The sequence below is a fragment of the Microbacterium sp. genome, assembly GCF_051953575.1.
Taxonomy (GTDB): domain Bacteria; phylum Actinomycetota; class Actinomycetes; order Actinomycetales; family Microbacteriaceae; genus Microbacterium.
The window spans coordinates 1-16,294 of record NZ_JBQCIP010000314.1 but is presented as its reverse complement, the minus strand read 5'-3'; the positions used below and the strand labels follow the sequence as shown (position 1 = coordinate 16,294).

The window sequence follows — 16,294 nt, the reverse complement described above, 5'->3', positions numbered from 1 at the left end:
CGAGGAGCGCATCGAGCTGACGCTGTTCCACGGCCGCGGCGGCGCCCTCGGGCGCGGCGGCGGCCCCGCCAACTCGGCGATCCTGGCGCAGCCGCCGCACTCGGTCGACGGCCGGTTCAAGCTCACCGAGCAGGGCGAGGTCATCTTCGCCCGCTACGGCGACCCGGCCATCGCGATCCGTCACATCGACCAGGTCGCCGCCGCCATCCTGCTCGCCTCGGCGCCCTCGAACGAGGAGCGCAACCGCGCGGCCGCCGAGCGGTACGCCGATGTCGCGGTCACGATGGACGCCTCGTCCCGCGAGCGCTTCTTCTCGCTCGTCAAGGCGCCCGGCTTCGCGCCCTGGTTCGCGCGGGTCACGCCGATGGAGGAGATCGGCCTGCTCGCCCTCGGCTCGCGCCCGGCCCGCCGCGGCCTGTCGGTCGAGTCCCTCGAAGACCTCCGCGCGATCCCGTGGGTGTTCGCGTGGACGCAGGCGCGCATCAACCTCGCCGGATGGTTCGGCCTGGGCACCGCGCTGCAGACGGTCGGCGACGAGCCGCTGCTGCAGCAGGCGTACCGCGAGTGGCCGCTGTTCCGCACGCTCATCGACAACGTCGCGATGAGCCTCGCCAAGACGGACGACCGCATCGCGCGCCACTACCTTGAACTCGGCGACCGCGACGACCTGGCGGCGCTCGTGCGCGACGAGATGCATCTGACCCGCGAGTGGGTCATCCGTGTCACCGGCGGCACCGAGCTGCTCGGCAACAAGCCGGTGCTGCAGCGGGCCGTGAAGATGCGCAGCCCGTACGTCGACGCCCTGTCGCTGCTGCAGCTGCGTGCGCTGCGCGCCCTGCGCGAGGCGCCGCAGGACGCCCCGGTCGATCCCGAGCTGCAGCGCCTGCTGCTGCTGTCGGTGTCGGGCGTCGCCGCGGGTCTTCAGAACACCGGGTGAGGCCGCGCGGCGGCGTTCGGCTCAGTCGACGCGGCGGTCGTGGGCGTGACGGGCGAGGCTGCGGCCGTAGCGCTCCGTCAGCTGCACCATGAGATCGGGCGTCTCGCGGTCGAGGCCGAACACGTAGCCCGGGAAGTCGAGCTCGCGCTGCGCGGCCCAGATCTCCTCGTGGCGATCGGGCGGCAGCACCTGGAGCGGGTCCCCGACGGCGACCCAGCCGATCGGGACGGTCGACTCGGGCGGCAGAGTCGTCCGCAGGTGCACGACCGCGTTGATGCGCACCTCGCTGCGCGCGCCGATGCGAGCGCCGTTGAACACGCGCGTCCCGGTCGCCAGGAACACCTCGTCCTCGATCACCGCTCCCGAGACGCTCGCCATCGGGCCCACCAGCACGTGGTCGGCGATGTGCACGGGGTTGGTCGAGGTCGCCCGGATGAGCGCGTTCTCCATCACGATCACGTTCGCCCCGAGGGTGATCGCCCCGCCCTCGGCGGTGATGACGGCGCCGTGCAGGATCTGGCAGTCCGGCCCGATCTCGACGTCGCCGCTGATCACGGCGGTCGCCGCGACCACCGCGGTGGGATGAATGCGGGGCTCTGCCCCGAGGTGCTCGAAACGCATCGTCGTCTGTCTCCCGCTCGCCCGGATCGGATGCCGCCAGCGTAGCCGCCGCGCGGCTCGTCACACGGGACGGCCCGGTCGGCACGGTCGATAGGGTGAAATGGCGCCGACGACGTCGCCCCTTCTGCTGGCCTTCCGAAAGCTCCACCCCCATGCCTACAGCAACCCTGACCGCGCACGACAGCGTCCGCCTCGTCCTCGACACGGTCGAAGCCCGCAACCCCCACGAGCCGGAGTTCCTCCAGGCGGTCCACGAGGTGCTCGAGTCGATCGCACCCGTGCTGGACGCCCACCCCGAGTTCATCGACGGCGGCATCCTCGAGCGCATCGTCGAGCCCGAGCGTCAGATCCTGTTCCGCGTGCCGTGGGTCGACGACGCCGGCCGCCTGCAGGTGAACCGCGGCTTCCGCGTCCAGTTCTCGTCCGTGCTCGGCCCCTACAAGGGCGGACTGCGCTTCCACCCCTCGGTGAACCTGTCGATCATCAAGTTCCTCGGCTTCGAGCAGATCTTCAAGAACGCGCTCACCGGTCAGGGCATCGGCGGCGCGAAGGGCGGCAGCGACTTCGACCCGCACGGACGGTCAGACGCCGAGATCATGCGCTTCTGCCAGTCGTTCATGAGCGAGCTGTACCGCCACCTCGGCGAGCACACCGACGTCCCGGCCGGTGACATCGGCGTCGGCGCGCGCGAGATCGGGTACCTCTTCGGCCAGTACCGCAAGATCACCAACCGTCACGAGTCGGGCATGTTCACCGGCAAGGGCGTGCAGTGGGGCGGCGCCGAGGTGCGCACCGAGGCCACCGGCTACGGCGCGGTGTTCTTCGTCGAAGAGATGCTGGCGGTGCACGGCGAGACCCTGCACGGCAGGCGCGTCGGCGTCTCGGGCTCGGGCAACGTCGCGATCTACGCGATCGAGAAGGCCCGGCAGCTCGGCGCCACCGCCGTCACCGCGTCGGACTCGTCGGGCTACGTGCTCGACGACGCCGGCATCGACGTCGATCTTCTGCGCCAGATCAAGGAGGTCGAGCGCGGCCGCATCTCGGAGTACGCCGCCCGCCGCCCCGGCGCGACGTACGTCGAGGGCGAGCGCCCGTGGCGCGTGCCCGTCGATGTGGCGATCCCGTCCGCCACTCAGAACGAGCTGGACGCCGACGACGCCCGGGCGCTCGTCGCGAACGGCGTGCGCGCCGTCGCCGAGGGCGCCAACATGCCCTCCACGCCCGAGGCGGTCGAGGTGCTGCAGGCCGCCGGCGTGCTGTTCGCGCCGGGCAAGGCCGCCAACGCCGGCGGCGTCGCCACGTCGGCCCTGGAGATGAGCCAGAACGCCGCGCGGCAGCGGTGGAACTTCGACGACAGCGAGGCCAAGCTCCGCGGCATCATGGCGAACGTGCACCACGCCGCCTTCACCGCCGCCGAGAAGTACGGCCGCCCCGGCGACTACGTCGCGGGCGCCAACTGCGCCGGCTTCGAGCGCGTCGCGCACGCGATGCTCGCGCAGGGCGTCATCTGACCTCCCTCCCACGCCGAGACGGAGAACCGGATGCCGCGGCATCCGGTTCTCCGTCTTTCTGCGCCCTTCGCCCGGGACCGTCTGGTAGCGTCGCGGCCGTGAAGACCGGGATGGTGCCGGACACGCAGCGCGGCGCGACAAGGGAAGGCGGACCGACCGGCGCGTGATCCGCTCATCCTGCTTCGCCCCGACAGCGAGAGGGGGTGGATGCATGAGCGAGCAGACCCTCGCCGCAGGTGACGTGATCACCGCGACGGTGACGAAGGCCGTGCCGTTCGGCGTTCTCGTGGAGTGCGCCGGCGTGCCGGGACTCGTGCGCGGTACGGCGGCCGATCCGGGCGTCGAGCTGCGTGTACGCGTCGTCGAGTACGACGCGGCACAGCAGCGGTTCTCGGCGACCCGGGCATGACCCCGGCGTGACCCGATGCGGGGCGTCCGTGCCGGGCGCCCCGCATCCTCACCGCCTCAGACGCCGGTGGACTCAGCCTCGGTCTTCTTCTCGGGCCACAGCTGGTCGAGCAACTGGGCGACCCACGCGATCAGCTCGGCGTCGCCGAGCGGCTCGCCGCCGGCACTGGGCAGCGGCACCACCATCGCCTCGCCGCCCGCGACGAGCTTCGCCTTGGGGTGCAGGCGCTGCAGGCGCACGCGCATCGAATCCGGCAGGTTGGCGGGCGCGATGCGCAGGTTGGGGCCCATCGCGACGACGTCGGCGAGCCCCGCCTGCGCGGCCCGGCGCCGCAGGCGCGCGATCGCGAGCAGCCCCTCCACCTCGGCAGGGGGCTCGCCGTAGCGGTCGGTGAGCTCTTCGATCACCAGGTCGATCGCGTCGCTGCCGTCGGCCGCCGGGGCGGTCGCGGATGCTGCGGCCGACAGCTTCTGGTAGGCCTCCAGCCGCAGGCGCTCGCTGTCGATGTACGACTCGGGGATGCGGGCCTGCACCGGCAGCTCGAGGCGCAGCTCGGTCGGCCCCTCGGTCTCTTCGCCACGGAACGTGGCGACGGCCTCGCCGATCATCCGCAGGTACAGGTCGAAGCCGACCCCGGCGATGTGCCCGGCCTGCTCCGCGCCCAGCAGGTTGCCGGCGCCGCGGAGCTCGAGGTCCTTGAGCGCCACCTGCATGCCCGAGCCCAGATCGTTGTTGACCGCGATCGTCTCCAGGCGGTCGGCCGCGGTCTCGCTGAGCGGCTTCATGTCGTCGTAGAGGAAGTACGCGTACGCGCGCTCTCGGGCCCGGCCGACACGGCCGCGCAGCTGGTGCAGCTGGCTCAGGCCGTACTTGTCGGCACGGTCGATGATGATCGTGTTGGCGTTCGAGATGTCGAGACCCGTCTCGATGATCGTCGTCGACACCAGGACGTCGGCCTTGCGCTCCCAGAAGTCGTCCACGACCTGTTCGAGCATGTGCTCGCCCATCTGCCCGTGCGCCACGGCGATGCGCGCCTCGGGCACGAGCTCGGCGAGCTCGGCCGCGACGCGCTGGATGGACTGCACGCGGTTGTGGACGTAGAACACCTGTCCCTCGCGCAGCAGCTCGCGACGGATCGCGGCGGCGATCTGCTTGTCGTTGCGCGGACCGACGTACGACAGGATCGGATGCCGGTCCTCGGGCGGCGTCTGCAGCGTCGACATCTCGCGGATGCCGGTGACCGCCATCTCGAGAGTGCGCGGGATCGGCGTCGCGCTCATCGCCAGGATGTCGACGTTCGTCTTGAGCTTCTTGAGCTGGTCCTTGTGCTCGACCCCGAACCGCTGCTCCTCGTCGATGATCATGAGCCCGAGGTCCTTGAAGACGACATTCTCGGTGAGGATGCGGTGCGTGCCGATCACCATGTCGACCGTGCCGTCGGCGAGCCCCGCGAGCGTCTCGCGCGCATGCTTGTCGGTCTGGAACCGCGACAGCGGCCGCACCTTGACGGGGAACCCGGCGAACCGCTCGGCGAAGGTCTCGAGGTGCTGCTTGACGAGCAGCGTCGTGGGCACGAGCATCGCGACCTGCTTGCCGTCCTGGATCGCCTTGAACGCAGCGCGCACGGCGACCTCGGTCTTGCCGAAGCCGACGTCGCCCGACAGCAGCCGGTCCATCGGGATCGGCTTCTCCATGTCGGCCTTGATCTCGTCGATGGTCTGCAGTTGATCGGGGGTCTCGGCGAACGGGAACGCCTCTTCCAGCTCGCGCTGCCAGGGCGTGTCGGGGCCGAACGCGTGGCCCTTCGACGCCATGCGCGCCGAGTACAGCTTGACCAGCTCGACGGCGATGTCGCGCACCGCCTTGCGGGCCTTGCTCTTGGCCTGTGCCCAGTCGCTGCCGCCCATCTTCGAGAGCGTGGGCGCCTCGCCGCCGACGTAGCGCGACAGCAGGTCGAGCTGGTCGGTGGGGACGAAGAGCTTGTCGCCCGGGTAGCCGCGCTTGGACGGCGCGTATTCGAGCACGAGGTACTCGCGGACGCTCTTGACCGCGTTGCGCCCGCCACTGGACACCTCGCGCTGAGTCAGCTCGACGAACTTGCCGATGCCGTGCGTGGCGTGCACGACATAGTCGCCGGCCTTCAGCTGCAGCGGGTCGACGACGGCCTTGCGGCGCGACGCGAGCTTCTTGACGACACGGGTGTCGCCGCCGATCGTGCGGCCGTAGAACTCCGACTCGGTGAGCACCGCGAGCTTCGCGTCGGGCGCCTCGAAGCCGCGCTCGAGGACGCTCACGACGACGTGCGCGACGCCGGGCTCAGGGGCGTGCAGCACCTCGTCGACCTTGCGAGCCGCGATGCCGCGCTCGGCGAGCACGTCGCGGGCGCGCTCGACGAGACCGGTTCCCGATGCCGCGATCACGACGCGCCAGCCGTCGGCGAGGAGGGCCCCCACGTGGTCCGTGGCGCCCTCGACGTTGCCCTGGAACGAGGGAACGGCGGTACCGGGCACGCGGATCGCGGCCGACGCCTCCAGCGCCACGTCGATGTCGCTGCTGATCGGGCCGTCGAGCAGGCCCTCGGCGGCGGCATCCGCCTCTCCGGAATCGAAGGCGCTGAGGGTCCACCACACGCCGCCGCGGGCGTGCGCGGCCGACCGCAGCTCCGGGAGCGACAGAAAGTCGCCCGCGCCCAGGTCCACCGGGGTGGAGGCGCCGGCGGTGGCGGCGCTCCACGCGGCGTCGAGGAACTCCCGGTTCGTCTCGCCCAGCGTGATGGCCCGCGTGACGGCGCGCTCCGGGTCGACGAGGGCGACCGCCGCGCCCTCGGGCAGGTAATCCGCCAGCGTGACGAGGCTCTCGACCACGGCAGGAAGGAGGGACTCCATGCCTTCGACGGGGATGCCCTCGGCCATCTTCTCGAGCATGCCGGTGAGCCCGGGGAACTCGTCCTTCAGCTGACGGGCGCGAGCGCGCACGGCGTCGGTCAGCAGCAGTTCGCGGCCGGGCATGAGCGTGACCTCGCGCACCTCGCCGGGCAGCGATCGTTGGTCGGCGACCGAGAAGGCGCGCATCTCGTCGACCTCGTCGCCGAAGAACTCGACCCGGTAGGGATGCGGCGCGGTCGGCGGGAAGACGTCGAGGATGCCGCCGCGCACGGCGAACTCGCCGCGGCGCGACACCATGTCGACCCGGTGGTAGGCCAGCTCCACCAGGCGGGTGACGACGTCGCCCAGCTCCTGCCCGCGCGCGCCCATGACGAGCTCGACGGGAGCGATGTCGGCCAGACCCGCCGCCAGCGGCTGCAGCGCGCCGCGCACCGACGCCGTGATGACGAGCGGGGTCGCGGAGTCCCACCGCGCGATGCGCGACAGGATCTCGAGCCGTGCGCCCACCGTCTCGGTGCTGGGGCTCAGCCGTTCGTGCGGCAGCGTCTCCCACGCCGGGAAGTGCAGCACCTCGGCCCCGGGCATCAGCGCTCCCAGCGCCGGCCCGAGGGATTCGGCACGGCGGCCGGTGGGCGCGACGAGCAGGATCACCGGCGGCCGGCCCGCAGCGCGCCGCTTCTCGAGGAGGGCCGCCAGCAGCGGAGCGTCGAGTCCTTCGACGAGGGAGAAATCGGCATCGATGGATGCCGCGGCCACCGCGTCCCGGAAGGCTTCCGCCTGTTCGAGGGCGCGCACGATCCCGGGAACTGTCACCGCACGAGTCTACGGCGCGCCGCCGACATCGCGGCCCGCCGGCCACGCCCCGACCGTGCTCGCTCCTAGGATGAGGGCGTGACGACCCCTGACGCACCGCAGCAGCCGCCCGTCCCGCCGGGCGGATGGGCGCCGCCGGCCGCGCCGCCGTTCGGCGTCCCGCAGGGCGCTCCTGCCGCACCTCCCGGTGCACCCGCCGCGCCGCCGGGAGCCTATGCGCCGCCGCAGGGGTACGCACCGCCCCAGGGCTACGCGCCGCCTCCGGGATACGGGATGCCGGCGGCACCGGCATCCGCCGTCCCCCACGGGCAGCCGACGTACGGTCAGCCGGCACCGGTCCGCCGCGGGGGCGCACTGGGTCTCATCGCCCTCGTGCTCGCGCTGATCGCCACGGTGGGCGCCGGCCTGCTCGGCGCGATCGCCGCCTTCAACATCGGGCTCGGAGCCGGGAAGGGCTTTGCGAACCTTCCGGCGGGGGGCTCGTGGGACTGGTCGATCCTCACGCCCGTCCGCGACTGGGTGCTGCTCGGCGAGGTGTCGTTCTGGATCGGGACGATCGTCGGCGTGTGGGCGCTCGTGCAGGGCATCGTCGCCACCGTCACCGGCCGCGGACGCGCCACCGGGATCACCGCGATCGTCGTCGCCGCCCTCGGCCCCATCGTGTTCGGCGGCCTCGTGCAGGGCTTCCTCACCGCGGGCGCCGCCGCGGGCACGGGCATCGGCGGCTGACCGCCTGGCACGCGTTGCGCTCCGACCGACTCAGGGTCGCGGGGCGTGGTGCTTCTGCTGCGCGGCGAGAAGTCCCTCGTCGACCAGCTGCTCGACGGCGTCCGCGGCGTCGCCGATCAGGATCGGCAGATTCTTGCGCTCGGCGGCGCCGAACGGGTCGAGCACCCAGTCCGCCGGATCCTGCCGACCGGCCGGGCGGCCGATCCCGACCCGCACACGGGGGAACTCCGGGGTGGCGAGTGCCTTCGCGATGTCGCGCACGCCGTTGTGGCCGCCGTGGCCGCCGCCCACCTTCAGCTTGATCGTGTCGAACGGGATGTCGAGCTCGTCGTGCACCACCACGACGTGGCCCGGATCGATGCCGTAGAACTTGGCCAGCCCCGCCACGGGGCCGCCCGACACGTTCATGAACGTGTTCGCCTTCGCGAGGACGATCTTGGGCCCGCCCGGACGCAGCCAGGTCTCGACGACCCGGGCGTTCGCCTTGTGCGCCTTGAACGTCTCGCCGCGACGGCCCGCGAGCTCGTCGACGACCATCTGGCCGACGTTGTGGCGGGTCAGCTCGTACCGGGGTCCGGGGTTGCCGAGCCCGACGACCAGCCACGTGTTCTCGGCCATACCGACGTCCTCTCCGGCGCGCGCCGAGATCGCCGCGAGCCCAGACGAGCGTACCCGCTCAGAACGTGGCCTGATGCGAGTCGTCGTAGGCGATGCTGTCGGCGAGCATGCCGCGCAGCGGGAGCGTCAGCCGGGTCAGCGAGGCGAGCTCGTCGGCGGTCGGAGTCGTGAGGGTGTCGATGATCCGCTCCGTGCCGTCCGCCAGGATCCCCCGGATCGACGGCGTGTACACGACCACGCGCCCTTCGACCGTCAGGGTCGTCGCGGTGTTGCGCAGACCGCCCTCCCCCGACGGCACGTCGAGACGGAAGCCGTCGACGACGATGCGGTCGGCGCTCAGCCGGATGGCCCGCTCCATGCTGCCGTCGGCCAGACGCACGCTCACGATCGCGATGCCGTTCAGCCCCTGGATCGACAGCCCGTCGCCCGACAGCGTGGCGGGGTCGCCCGTGAACACCGGTGCACCTTCGTCAAGCGGTGCGAGCGGCAGCCCCTCCTGGGGTGCCGGGGTCGTCGGCTCGGCCGGCGGCGGAGTGGATGCCTCTCCCCCGGCGCCGTCATCGCGCACCGTCTCACCGGGCGGTGTGCCGGAAGGGGTCGGCGTCGGCGTCGGCGTCGGGTTTGCACCCGGCGACGGCACCGCGCAGTCGCTCAGCCCGAACAGCGGCCCGAGCGGATTCGGGATGAGGCATCCCTCGTCGGCGGCGGCGGCGGCGACGGGCAGCGCCGAGGCGGCCTGGCCGGTGCCGGTCACGAGCAGCACGACGAGCGTCGCCGCCAGCGCGGCCGGCAGAGGACGGACGCGCCTCATGCCCGCCCCTCCGCGACGGGCATGCCGCGCGCCTCGTCGGCGGAGTGCGAGCCGTCGGCGATCGCGGCATCGACGTCTCCGGCGGCCGGCAGCGGTGCGGCGTCCGCCGCGGCATCCGCGCTCTCCGGCTCTGCCGCCGCGGCGCGCGGCGCCCACGAGACGACCATGACGCCGCCGACGCATCCGAGCAGGAAGCCGACGAAGAAGCCGCCGAGGTTCACCGCCACGAGAGAGTAGACCGAGCCGACCAGCACGATCACGCCGTAGAAGATGCGGTGCGCCGGCATCGCGACGGCGAGGATCCCCGCCAGCGCGATGATGATCGGCAGGATCGTGGCCTGCATGCCCTCGATCCCGACGTGGACCATGATGTTGCCGAGGTCCAGCTGCGTCGACAGCAGCATCGCGACGGCGCCGAGGACGGCGATGCCGCCGCCGATGACGGGGCGTGAGCGGAACCAGGCGGACGCGCCGCCGCTCGTCGACGCGGCCGCGGCTCGCGAGGCGCGGGTGTCGAGCAGCTCGTCGAGGTCGGCGGTCTGCTCGTCGGGGTCGGTCTGATGCATCGGATGACTCCTTCGTCGTCGTGCAGGGGTGCGGGGCGGGCGGCCGGCCCGCCCCGCGGGTCAACGCCCGAGCGGGCGCGGGCTCAGAAGCATTCCTTGCCGTTGGTCAGCTGCAGGTGCAGGCCGTTGAGTGTGAAGACGCCGGCCTGCGTGCTCCAGGCCGTCTGCTTCAGACCCGAGATCTTTATCGTGTCGGCATCCTGCGCGAAGCCGCCGGCCTCGCCCTTGGCAGGGGTGTTGACGGTCGACGCGTCGACGCCGATGCGGATCTTGCCGAACGTGGCGTCGCCCTGCAGGTCGGTGAGGCCGATCTGCAGGTCGGTCGCGGTGGCCGGGTTGCCGCCGCCGCCCGCCGAGATGAGCAGGCCGACCTTGCCGAGCGGAGTGTCGGTGACGACCGACTGGCAGAGGTCCGACAGCGACGCGCTGCCGATGTTCGAGATGGCGACCGGGTGCGGCGTGCCGTTCTTCTCGGCCGCAACGCCGGCGTACTGCGAGAACGCCGTGCCGTCGAGCGAGGCCGCGGCGATCTTGAACTGGCTCCCCGACACGGCGAACGAGACCGGGACGGCGCCGTTTGCCACACCGGCCATGACGAGGCTGGCGGCGACGCCGACCGGCACCGCCGCGAGGGCGACCCTGCCGAGGCGGGAGCCTGTGAGCGAGCGGAACTTCATAGATCCTCCTTGATGCAGTGAAGTGGGCGGCACGCGCCGCCAGGGCGACATTACGGACCTTGTTGACTATCCGTCAATAGCTATTCACTCGAAGTCAATAACGATCGCGTCTCCGCGTCGCGCAGCCCCGCCGAGCCCGCGCCGATAGTCTCGGACCATGGCCGCGAGCGTCGACGACCCACCCGCCGCGCGACGCGCACGACTGTCGCCCGACGAACGCCGTGCTCAGCTCATCGCGCTGGGAGTGGCCGCCCTCGCCGAACACCCCCTGGGCGAGCTCAACATCGAGGCCCTCGCCACGGAGGCGGGCGTCTCGCGCGCCCTGCTGTTCCACTACTTCGGCTCGCGTCAGGGGTTCCAGCGCGAGATCGTCAAGACCGCGGGCGACAGCATGCTGCAGGCGACCGAGCCCGACGCGGACCTCGCCCCGCTCCCCCGGCTGACCGACACCCTCCGCCGCACGGTCGGGTTCGTGCGCGCGCATGCGGGCACGTTCTCTTCTCTCGTGCGCGGGCCCGCCAGTGGCGACCCCCAGATCCGCGCCGTCGTGGAGCAGGCCCGACTGCTGCAGACCGAGCGGGTCGTGGCGCTGTTCCGCGAGCTGGGCGCCGAGCCGTCACTGCGCCTGCACATCGGCCTGCGCAGCTGGCTGGCGTTCACCGAGCAGGCGCTCGTGGACGCGGCGATCGGCGAACAGCTCGGCGACGAAGAGCTCGTGGAACTCCTCCAGGAGTCGCTGCACGGCATCGCCGAGCGGCTCGAACCGGCGGCATCCCGCGTCCTCTTCGGAGACTGAGACCGCGGCCGGGTACGACGAAGGCCCGCCACGACCGGAGTCGCGACGGGCCTTCGTGACGGATTACTCCGCGGCGGTCTCTTCGGCGGCCTCGGACTGCTCGGCAGCGGCCTCGGCGTCGGCCTCTGCGATCTCGTCCTCGGCGGCGATGGTCGCGGCAGGGACAGAGATGGCGACGATCAGCAACTCGGCGTCCGCGACGAGCGAGGAGCCCTTCGGGAGCTTGAGGTCGCCGGCGGTGATGTGCGCGCCCTCCTCGAGACCCTCGACGTCGACCTCGATGTGCTCGGGGATGTGGGTCGCCTCGGCCTGGATCGTGACGGTGGCGTTGTCGAGGTTGGCGATGGTGCCGGCGAACGGCTCGCCCACGACGACGATCGGCACCTCGATCTCGACCTTCTCGCCCTTCTTCACGACGAGGAGGTCGATGTGCTCGACGATCTGGTGCACCGGGTCCTTCTGGACGTCCTTGACCAGCGTGAGCTGCGACTTGCCGTCGAGGTCGAGCTCGAGCACCGCGTTGGCGCGGCGGATGAGCAGCGACACCTGGTGGCCCGGCAGGGCGACGTGCACGGGGTCGGTGCCGTGGCCGTAGATGACGGCGGGGATCTTGCCGGCGGCGCGGAGGCGGCGGGCGTATCCCTTGCCGAAGTTCTCGCGGAACTCGGCCACGACCTTGTTGTCGGTCTCAGTCGACATGGGTTCTCCTTGCGGGGCGCGCGGCCCCTTGTCTGGCTCGCACGCGGCGGGCCCGGGTATGTGGGCGGCAGGATCTGCCTGACATTCGACTCGAACGCGCGCGCGTGAGGAAAGCCCCAGGGGCCGGCTCCACCGCGTCGATCACGGATGCCGCATCCCGCCGCGGACGGCAGGCACGAGGCATCCCTCGCCGAAGTTCGACACGAGTCTACCAGCGCCCCCGCTACGATGAAGACGCCCCTGCTTCCCCGCCCACGGAGGACCCCATGGATTACGGCTTCTGGTCTCACGCCCTGCTCTGGATCATCGGCGCGATGGCCCTGGTCGGCACCGTCGGCACCGTCCTCGCCTTCTGGGGCCTCGGCCGCTCGGGCTACCGCAAGGACTGACAGCTACGCGCGATCCGCCTCGGCCGCCTCGCCGATGGCGGCGTCGGATTCTCCGACGATGCGCGACATCGCCTCGAACGCGGCCTCCGCATCGCCGCCCGCGACGGCGAACGCCACATCACGGTGCCAGCGCACCGCCTGGGGATTCGCAGCCTGCGGCATCAGGGCCAGGCGCGTCCGCCCCTCCAGCACCGACTGGACCACGTCCCCCAGCATCCCCAGCATCGGATTGCCCGACGCCCGTAGAAGCGTGCGGTGGAACCGCACGTCGGCGGCGAGATAGTCCGCGTCGTCGGCGCGCTGCTCGTTGCGTGCCATGGCCAGTGCCGCCGCGACGAGCGCCTCGCGCTGCGCGTCCGTCGCGTTCGCCGCCGCCAACCGCGCGGCGAGCGGCTCCACTGCGCCGCGCAGCTCCCCGAGCTCGTGCAGCTGACGGTCGCGGTCCGGGCCGTCCAGCCGCCACGTGATGACCTCGGGCGCGTACACGTTCCAGTGCTCCACCGGCAGCACCTCGATCCCCGCCTTGCGGCGAACCTGCACGAGCCCGAGCGATTCCAGCACCCGCACTGCTTCGCGGGCGGCCGATCGGGACGCCCCCGAGGACTCCGCGAGATCGGCGGTGAGCAGGCGCGTGCCCGCGGGATGCTCGCCCTGCACGATCGCGGCGCCGACGCGCTCGACGAGCGCATCGTGGACGGGGCTGCCGTGGGTGGTGTCCGACATGGTCCGATCATGCCGCATGGGGCCGATCTCGTCCGGCATTCTCGGCATCTGTGATTTTATGTCGGACTTATTGACACACTAGAGCTGATTTGTCAGACTACTTCGGACAGCGGGTCAAAGGACCGCCCCGTACCGACCAAGGATGCTCATGGACCTCACCGGACTCTTCGCCGCGGCCGCCGCCGCAGACACGACCCCGGTCGCACCGCCCTGGCAGCTGCTCACCGCCGCCGCCGTCGGGATCGCGATCATCGTCGTCCTCATCACATGGCTGAAGATGCACCCCTTCCTCGCCCTCATGATCGGCGCCATCGCCACGGGCGTCGTCGCGGGATTCGACGCCGCGCAGACGATCCTCAGCTTCACCACCGGCTTCGGCACCACGATGGGCGGCGTCGGGATCCTGATCGCCCTCGGTGCGATCTACGGCAAGCTCCTGGCCGACTCGGGCGGCGCCGATCGAATCGTCGACACCCTCGTCGCCCGCGCCACGCCCCGCAGCCTGCCGTGGATCATGGGGCTCATCGGCGCGATCATCGGCCTGCCGATGTTCTTCGAGGTCGGCCTCGTCCTGCTCGTGCCGGTCATCATCCTCGTCGCGCGGCGCTCCGGCCTCCCCCTGATGAAGATCGCGATCCCCACGCTCGCCGGCCTGTCGGCGATGCACGGACTGGTGCCTCCGCACCCCGGCCCGCTCGCGGCCATCGACATCCTCGGCGCGAACCTCGGCGTGACGCTCGCCCTCGGCGTCCTGGTCGCGATCCCCGCCGTCATCATCTCGGGACCCCTGTTCGCGAACCTCGCCGCACGCTGGGTGCGCGTGCCCGTCCCCGCCCTCTTCGTCACCGCAGAGGACGAGGGCGAGCAGCAGACGCGCCGGCCGTCGTTCGGCGCGACGCTCGCCAGCATCCTCCTGCCCGTCGTCCTCATGCTTGGCCGCGCGATCGCCGACATCGTCGCGCCGGGTTCCACGGCGCCCGTCAAGGTCGCCATCGACTTCCTCGGCACGCCCGTCATCGCGCTGCTGCTCGCCGTGATCGTCGGCTTCTTCGTGCTCGGTCGCGGCGCCGGGTTCGACCGCACCCGGATCACGCAGTCCGTGGGCTCTTCGCTCGGCCCGATCGCCGGCATCCTCCTCATCGTCGGCGCCGGCGGCGGGTTCAAGCAGGTCCTCGTCGACACCGGCATCGGCGACGTCATCGCCGACCTCATCGCCGGGTCGGGCCTGTCGATCCTGTTCCTGGCGTGGCTCGTCGCCGCGGTCATCCGCATCGCCACCGGTTCGGCGACCGTCGCGACGATCACGGCCGCCGGCATCCTGCAGCCCCTCACCGAGGGCCTGGACCCGGCGATGACCGCGCTGCTCGTGCTGGCCATCGGCTCGGGATCGGTGTTCCTGTCGCACGTGAACGACGCGGGCTTCTGGCTCATAAAGGAGTACTTCGGCCTGAGCATCTCGCAGACGCTCAAGTCGTGGACCGTGCTCGAGTGCCTCATCTCGGTGGTGGGCCTCGGCGGTGTGCTGCTCGTGAGCGTGTTCGTATGATCGCGGCTATGGATGAGCGGATGCCGGCGGCCGGCCGCCCTCCCGTGCTCGTGTTCATGGGGGTGTCGGGCACCGGCAAGTCCACGGTCGGCGCCATGCTGGCGGGCCGACTGGGGTGGCCCTTTCAGGAGGGCGACGACCTGCACCCGGCCGCCAACGTCGAGAAGATGCGCCGCGGTCACGCGCTCACCGACGCGGACCGCCTTCCCTGGCTGGACATCGTGGCCGCCTGGATCGACGAGCGCATCGCCGCCGGCGAGCCCGGGATCATCACGTGCTCGGCGCTCAAGCGCAGCTATCGCGACATCCTGCGTCGCGACGGCGTGGTGTTCGTGCACTTCGCCGGCACGCCCGAGCTCGTCTTCCAGCGCCTCATGCAGCGCCAGGGCCATTTCATGCCGCCGGCCCTCCTGGACTCCCAGTTCGCGGCACTGGAACCGCCCGCTGCCGACGAGCAGGCGATCGTCATCGATGTCGCGCTTCCGCCCGCCGAGCAGGCCGCTCTCATCGCGGCGGCGATCGGCCGGGACTGACCCGACGGGGCTAGGCTCGTCCCATCAGCCGCGAGCCGTGGCATCCCGATCCCCTCCCCCACTCCGGACGGTCGTCCGGCGTGACCGCCCGGCCGTCCCGTGTAACACGCGCAGGCCAGACTCTAGGCTGAAGTAGCAGAGAAGACAGGAGCTCGAGTGTCCGAGAACGCAGCGAACATCGGCGTGGTGGGTCTTGCGGTGATGGGGTCGAACCTCGCCCGCAACCTCGCCTCGCGTGAAGGCAACACGGTCGCGGTGTACAACCGCAGCCGCGCCAAGACCGACGAGCTCGTCGCCGAGCACCCCGAGGCGGGTTTCGTCCCCTCGTTCTCGTACGAGGAGTTCGCCGCGTCGCTGCAGAAGCCCCGCACCGCGATCATCATGGTCAAGGCCGGCGTTCCTACGGACGCCGTCATCGACTCGCTGCTGGAGGTGTTCGAGCCCGGCGACATCATCGTCGACGGTGGCAACGCACTGTTCACCGACACCATCCGTCGCGAGAAGGCCGTCCGCGAGACCGGCGTCAACTTCGTCGGCATGGGCGTCTCGGGCGGCGAGGAGGGCGCACTTCTCGGCCCGTCGCTCATGCCCGGCGGCTCGGACGAGTCCTGGGTCACGCTCGGCCCGATCCTGCGCTCGATCGCCGCGGTCGCCGAGGGCGAGCCCTGCGTCACCCACGTCGGCCACGACGGCGCCGGCCACTTCGTCAAGATGGTGCACAACGGCATCGAATACGCCGACATGCAGCTCATCGCCGAGGCCTACGACCTCATCCGCCGCGGCACGGGCAAGTCCCCCGCCGAGATCGCCGAGGTCTTCGCCGAGTGGAACCGCGGCGAGCTCGAGTCCTACCTCATCGAGATCACCGCCGAGGTGCTGCGCCAGGTCGACGCCGAGACGGGCAAGCCGCTCGTCGACGTGATCCTCGACCAGGCCGGCGCCAAGGGCACCGGTGCCTGGACCGTGCAGACCGCGCTGTCGCTGGGCGTGCCGGTGTCGGGCATCGCCGAGGCGACCTTCGCCCGCTCGCT

At 71.4% G+C, this 16,294-nt stretch carries 17 protein-coding genes; 9 read left to right on the top strand and 8 right to left on the bottom strand.

What is annotated here, in order from left to right; genetic code table 11:
- A partial coding sequence (locus ACTHNQ_RS20085) for a phosphoenolpyruvate carboxylase (RefSeq protein WP_440335687.1) occupies nt 1-937 on the top strand: 937 nt, incomplete at its 5' end.
- A gap of 21 nt (nt 938-958) precedes the next feature.
- On the opposite strand, the gene ACTHNQ_RS20080 is transcribed toward ACTHNQ_RS20085, so the two are convergent.
- Nucleotides 959-1,558, bottom strand: a complete 600-nt coding sequence (locus ACTHNQ_RS20080; RefSeq protein ID WP_440335686.1) for a gamma carbonic anhydrase family protein — start codon at nt 1,556-1,558, stop codon at nt 959-961.
- A 152-nt stretch (nt 1,559-1,710) separates the two neighbouring features.
- Between ACTHNQ_RS20080 and gdhA the strand changes: the two genes are divergently transcribed.
- Both gdhA and ACTHNQ_RS20070 read left to right on the top strand, forming a co-directional pair.
- Nucleotides 1,711-3,069 carry an NADP-specific glutamate dehydrogenase gene (gene gdhA, locus ACTHNQ_RS20075; RefSeq protein WP_440335685.1) on the top strand — a complete coding sequence of 453 codons (1,359 nt, stop codon included), beginning with the start codon at nt 1,711-1,713 and terminating at the stop codon, nt 3,067-3,069.
- Nucleotides 3,070-3,280: 211 nt separating this feature from the next.
- On the top strand, nt 3,281-3,478 hold the full coding sequence (locus ACTHNQ_RS20070; protein WP_018172333.1) for a hypothetical protein: 198 nt from the start codon (nt 3,281-3,283) through the stop codon (nt 3,476-3,478).
- A gap of 56 nt (nt 3,479-3,534) precedes the next feature.
- Here the strand turns inward: ACTHNQ_RS20070 and mfd are convergent, their stop codons facing one another.
- Nucleotides 3,535-7,176: a transcription-repair coupling factor gene (mfd, locus tag ACTHNQ_RS20065; RefSeq protein WP_440335684.1), complete on the bottom strand. Its 3,642-nt coding sequence runs from the start codon at nt 7,174-7,176 to the stop codon at nt 3,535-3,537.
- A 78-nt stretch (nt 7,177-7,254) separates the two neighbouring features.
- On the opposite strand from mfd, the gene ACTHNQ_RS20060 reads away from it, so the two are divergent.
- On the top strand, nt 7,255-7,905 hold the full coding sequence (locus ACTHNQ_RS20060) for a hypothetical protein (protein ID WP_440335683.1): 651 nt from the start codon (nt 7,255-7,257) through the stop codon (nt 7,903-7,905).
- A gap of 30 nt (nt 7,906-7,935) precedes the next feature.
- On the opposite strand, the gene pth is transcribed toward ACTHNQ_RS20060, so the two are convergent.
- From pth to ACTHNQ_RS20040, 4 genes are all read right to left on the bottom strand, one after another.
- Nucleotides 7,936-8,523 carry an aminoacyl-tRNA hydrolase gene (pth, locus tag ACTHNQ_RS20055; RefSeq protein WP_440335682.1) on the bottom strand — a complete coding sequence of 196 codons (588 nt, stop codon included), beginning with the start codon at nt 8,521-8,523 and terminating at the stop codon, nt 7,936-7,938.
- A 58-nt stretch (nt 8,524-8,581) separates the two neighbouring features.
- Nucleotides 8,582-9,334 (bottom strand): hypothetical protein, encoded by a 753-nt coding sequence (locus ACTHNQ_RS20050; RefSeq protein WP_440335681.1) that lies wholly within the window; start codon nt 9,332-9,334, stop codon nt 8,582-8,584.
- Complete coding sequence (locus tag ACTHNQ_RS20045) at nt 9,331-9,900, bottom strand: DUF6114 domain-containing protein (protein ID WP_440335680.1); 570 nt, start codon at nt 9,898-9,900, stop codon at nt 9,331-9,333. Before ACTHNQ_RS20045 ends, ACTHNQ_RS20050 begins: the two co-directional genes overlap by 4 nt.
- Nucleotides 9,901-9,983: 83 nt before the next feature.
- Nucleotides 9,984-10,577 carry a DUF6230 family protein gene (locus ACTHNQ_RS20040; protein WP_440335679.1) on the bottom strand — a complete coding sequence of 198 codons (594 nt, stop codon included), beginning with the start codon at nt 10,575-10,577 and terminating at the stop codon, nt 9,984-9,986.
- A gap of 157 nt (nt 10,578-10,734) precedes the next feature.
- On the opposite strand from ACTHNQ_RS20040, the gene ACTHNQ_RS20035 reads away from it, so the two are divergent.
- Nucleotides 10,735-11,373 carry a TetR/AcrR family transcriptional regulator gene (locus ACTHNQ_RS20035; RefSeq protein WP_440335678.1) on the top strand — a complete coding sequence of 213 codons (639 nt, stop codon included), beginning with the start codon at nt 10,735-10,737 and terminating at the stop codon, nt 11,371-11,373.
- 63 nt (nt 11,374-11,436) lie between these two features.
- On the opposite strand, the gene ACTHNQ_RS20030 is transcribed toward ACTHNQ_RS20035, so the two are convergent.
- On the bottom strand, nt 11,437-12,072 hold the full coding sequence (locus tag ACTHNQ_RS20030) for a 50S ribosomal protein L25/general stress protein Ctc (RefSeq protein ID WP_440335677.1): 636 nt from the start codon (nt 12,070-12,072) through the stop codon (nt 11,437-11,439).
- Nucleotides 12,073-12,338: 266 nt separating this feature from the next.
- Here ACTHNQ_RS20030 and ACTHNQ_RS20025 point away from each other — a divergent pair, with 266 nt between their 5' ends.
- The gene (locus tag ACTHNQ_RS20025) at nt 12,339-12,461 is read left to right on the top strand and encodes a hypothetical protein (protein WP_018172340.1); all 123 of its coding nucleotides are present in this window, start codon (nt 12,339-12,341) and stop codon (nt 12,459-12,461) included.
- 3 nt (nt 12,462-12,464) lie between these two features.
- Here the strand turns inward: ACTHNQ_RS20025 and ACTHNQ_RS20020 are convergent, their stop codons facing one another.
- Nucleotides 12,465-13,184, bottom strand: a complete 720-nt coding sequence (locus ACTHNQ_RS20020) for a FadR/GntR family transcriptional regulator (RefSeq protein ID WP_440335676.1) — start codon at nt 13,182-13,184, stop codon at nt 12,465-12,467.
- Between the two features lie 148 nt (nt 13,185-13,332).
- Between ACTHNQ_RS20020 and ACTHNQ_RS20015 the strand changes: the two genes are divergently transcribed.
- The 3 genes from ACTHNQ_RS20015 to gndA form a co-directional block, all read left to right on the top strand.
- Nucleotides 13,333-14,730: a GntP family permease gene (locus ACTHNQ_RS20015; RefSeq protein WP_440335675.1), complete on the top strand. Its 1,398-nt coding sequence runs from the start codon at nt 13,333-13,335 to the stop codon at nt 14,728-14,730.
- Nucleotides 14,731-14,738: 8 nt separating this feature from the next.
- On the top strand, nt 14,739-15,263 hold the full coding sequence (locus tag ACTHNQ_RS20010; protein WP_440335674.1) for a gluconokinase: 525 nt from the start codon (nt 14,739-14,741) through the stop codon (nt 15,261-15,263).
- A 201-nt stretch (nt 15,264-15,464) separates the two neighbouring features.
- The coding region (gene gndA / locus ACTHNQ_RS20005; RefSeq protein ID WP_440335688.1) for an NADP-dependent phosphogluconate dehydrogenase at nt 15,465-16,294 on the top strand (830 nt) is incomplete at its 3' end.

Coding starts and splice junctions, on each gene's coding strand:
- ACTHNQ_RS20080 (WP_440335686.1), bottom strand. CDS start 1,558: ATGCGTTTCGAGCACCTCGGGGCAGAGCCCCGCATTCATCCCACCGCG.
- gdhA (WP_440335685.1), top strand. CDS start 1,711: ATGCCTACAGCAACCCTGACCGCGCACGACAGCGTCCGCCTCGTCCTC.
- ACTHNQ_RS20070 (WP_018172333.1), top strand. CDS start 3,281: ATGAGCGAGCAGACCCTCGCCGCAGGTGACGTGATCACCGCGACGGTG.
- pth (WP_440335682.1), bottom strand. CDS start 8,523: ATGGCCGAGAACACGTGGCTGGTCGTCGGGCTCGGCAACCCCGGACCC.
- ACTHNQ_RS20050 (WP_440335681.1), bottom strand. CDS start 9,334: ATGAGGCGCGTCCGTCCTCTGCCGGCCGCGCTGGCGGCGACGCTCGTC.
- ACTHNQ_RS20045 (WP_440335680.1), bottom strand. CDS start 9,900: ATGCATCAGACCGACCCCGACGAGCAGACCGCCGACCTCGACGAGCTG.
- ACTHNQ_RS20040 (WP_440335679.1), bottom strand. CDS start 10,577: ATGAAGTTCCGCTCGCTCACAGGCTCCCGCCTCGGCAGGGTCGCCCTC.
- ACTHNQ_RS20035 (WP_440335678.1), top strand. CDS start 10,735: ATGGCCGCGAGCGTCGACGACCCACCCGCCGCGCGACGCGCACGACTG.
- ACTHNQ_RS20030 (WP_440335677.1), bottom strand. CDS start 12,072: ATGTCGACTGAGACCGACAACAAGGTCGTGGCCGAGTTCCGCGAGAAC.
- ACTHNQ_RS20025 (WP_018172340.1), top strand. CDS start 12,339: ATGGATTACGGCTTCTGGTCTCACGCCCTGCTCTGGATCATCGGCGCG.
- ACTHNQ_RS20020 (WP_440335676.1), bottom strand. CDS start 13,184: ATGTCGGACACCACCCACGGCAGCCCCGTCCACGATGCGCTCGTCGAG.
- ACTHNQ_RS20015 (WP_440335675.1), top strand. CDS start 13,333: ATGGACCTCACCGGACTCTTCGCCGCGGCCGCCGCCGCAGACACGACC.
- ACTHNQ_RS20010 (WP_440335674.1), top strand. CDS start 14,739: ATGGATGAGCGGATGCCGGCGGCCGGCCGCCCTCCCGTGCTCGTGTTC.